A 2392-nucleotide genomic window follows, 5' to 3' on the forward strand; every position below is an offset into this window, starting at 1 on the left:
TGGGCCCGGTCGAACTCCGCCCGCGGAAAACTGGTGATCAGTACACCGTCGCCGTCCAGGACCAGCAACGGCCACCCCCCGGTCACAGGACCACCACCGGATCATCCGGCCGGTGCAGCACCAACGCCGGCACCACCAGCCACTCCCCATACCCATGGGCACGGGCATGCCGGTCCGCGTCCCGGGGGGTGGCGAAGTAGCCGACCACCCCGTCCACGTCCCGGTCCGGCCCGTCGACCACCGCCACCACCCACACCGTGGCCGCCTGATCCGCCCCCGGGCCGGCCCGCGTCGTCCGCCACCAGGCCAGACGATCCCGGCCCCGCACCGGCACCTCACATTCCAACCGGGCAAAATGCTCGTCCTCCCACCGGCCCACGGCCAGAACCTCCCCCCGACGTCACCGCGACACGGCAGCCGTGGTCGCTGTCTTCATAGACGTGCAGTCCCCATTTGCCGATGACACAGGATCGCCAGGTCATAGGTTCTCCGGACAGTAGGAGTGATGAAAAGGCACCCCGAGGCCGGGAAACAGAGAACCGATTCCCCATCTCAACCAGCCCCGGAGGCCATGCGAAGAACCTAACGCCAACCGGCAATCGGAACGAGTCGCGTAACGCAGTAGTTCACCTGACACGCTACGCGCAACTACCACGCCCCGTGGTAGTTGGACGATCTACTGGACCCGCATGAAGTCGGCAAGCTCGCGTAGCTCCGAACTCAGCCTTCGCTTCCGGGAAAGCAGAACCGTACTCAGGACGTCCTTACCCTTGCGCTGGTGTCGCAGCCATTCCGGCGCGGTACGAAGCAGCAGCGTCAGCACACCGACCGCATCCCCGAAGTCACGAAGCGCCGCATGCGCAGCGGCCACATCGAGCAGATGACGGCTGTAGTTGTCCGACCGCCGCCGCTTCCCTGCGCCGTCGCGGACATCCTCCGCTATGCGCAGCACCCCACGCGGATCACCAGCGATGATCAGCGCCTCAGCCCGCTTCATCCGCACGACATTCGGATTGAACGTCGTGAAATACTGATGGTGCCGGCCAGTAATCCCCGACCCGGTGATCCTGGACGCGGCAACCTCGGCAAGTGACAAAAAGTCATCCGACGCATCGACTCGGTTGTTCCGCACCGCCGCCGCCGAGTGGTTCGCGTGCGACCACCAGCAGCCGCACCCCCGTCCGGCGCAGCAGGCCCAGGACCGCCATCCGCCCGGTTTCGGTGGCCGCGAGCCGTTCCACCGTGTCGACCACGACCACGCCGTACGCCCCCGACTCGACCAGCCGGACGACCGCCGACCGGGCGTGCGGACCCGACCCGATCTGACGGACCACACCCCCAGCCCGCCGAAAACCCGTAGCCCACCGAAAAACAACGCCCCGTCCCGCCCGGTGACACCGGGATCAGGACGGGGCGGGGTCGGTGGGGTCGGACGGTGGGGCCGGGCGAGATCAGACGAGAGCGGTGACGGCGATCGCCATGAACAGCAGAGTCAGATACGTGATCGACATGTGGAACAGGCGCATCGGCCTCGGGTCCTCGCCGTGCCGGGCCCGGCGGGCGACCCGGTGCGACTCGACCAGGAACCAGGCGCCCACCGCGACGGCGGCGACGAGGTAGACCGGGCCGGTGGAAGCGACGGGAGCGACCGCGAGCGAGGCGGCGACCATCGCGTAGGCGTAGCCCAGCATCCGCCGGGTGACGACCTGGACGGAGGCGACGACCGGCAGCATGGGGACGCCCGCCGCGGCGTAGTCGTCGCGGAACTTCATCGCCAGCGCCCAGAAGTGCGGCGGGGTCCAGAAGAAGACGACGGCGAACAGCAGCACCGCGGCCCAGCCGACGGTCCCCGTGACCGCCGACCACCCGATCAGGACGGGGAAGCAGCCGGCCGCGCCCCCGATGACGATGTTCGACGGGGTGCGGCGCTTCAGCCCGAGGGTGTAGACGAAGACGTAGAAGGCGATCGCCCCGTCCGCCAGCAGCGCGGAGGGCCAGTTGACCAGGAAACCGAAGAGCAGTGTCGAGACGATCCCGATCACGATGCCGAAGGTCAGCGCCTCCGTGGGCGTGACGGTCGCCCGCACGAGCGGACGGCGCTTCGTGCGGCCCATCATCTGATCGATGTCACGATCGACATAACAGTTGATCGTGTTCGCGCTGCCGGCGGCGAGGGTTCCCGCCACCAGGGTCACGGCGATCAGCCAGAGCGACGGCATGCCCCGTTCGGCGAGCATCATGACCGGGACGGTGGTGATGAGCAGCAGTTCGACCACGCGCAGCTTCATCAGGGCGACATAGCCGCGGGCCTTCGCCGACACGGCCGCCCAGCCCCCGCGGGTCGCGTGCCCGGCGCCCGGGAGCCCGTCGGCGGGCGGATCTGCTGCGGGGG

The 2392-nt window shown here is 68.6% G+C and carries 4 protein-coding genes; all 4 read right to left on the reverse strand.

The window, feature by feature from the left end; translation table 11 throughout:
• Nucleotides 1–82 precede the first annotated feature (82 nt).
• The gene (locus tag AC08OV_RS23045) at nucleotides 83–379 is read right to left on the reverse strand and encodes a hypothetical protein (protein WP_476620301.1); all 297 of its coding nucleotides are present in this window, start codon (nucleotides 377–379) and stop codon (nucleotides 83–85) included.
• Nucleotides 380–676: 297 nt separating this feature from the next.
• Nucleotides 677–1096, reverse strand: a complete 420-nt coding sequence (locus AC08OV_RS23050) for a hypothetical protein (protein ID WP_476620302.1) — start codon at nucleotides 1094–1096, stop codon at nucleotides 677–679.
• Nucleotides 1097–1100: 4 nt separating this feature from the next.
• Entirely contained in the window at nucleotides 1101–1334 is a 234-nt protein-coding gene (locus AC08OV_RS23055) for a hypothetical protein (RefSeq protein ID WP_476620303.1), read from the reverse strand.
• A gap of 117 nt (nucleotides 1335–1451) precedes the next feature.
• The coding region (locus tag AC08OV_RS23060) for a heme o synthase (protein ID WP_476620304.1) at nucleotides 1452–2392 on the reverse strand (941 nt) is incomplete at its 5' end.

The sequence above is a fragment of the Frankia sp. CeTa3Moorea genome (genome assembly GCF_978021225.1).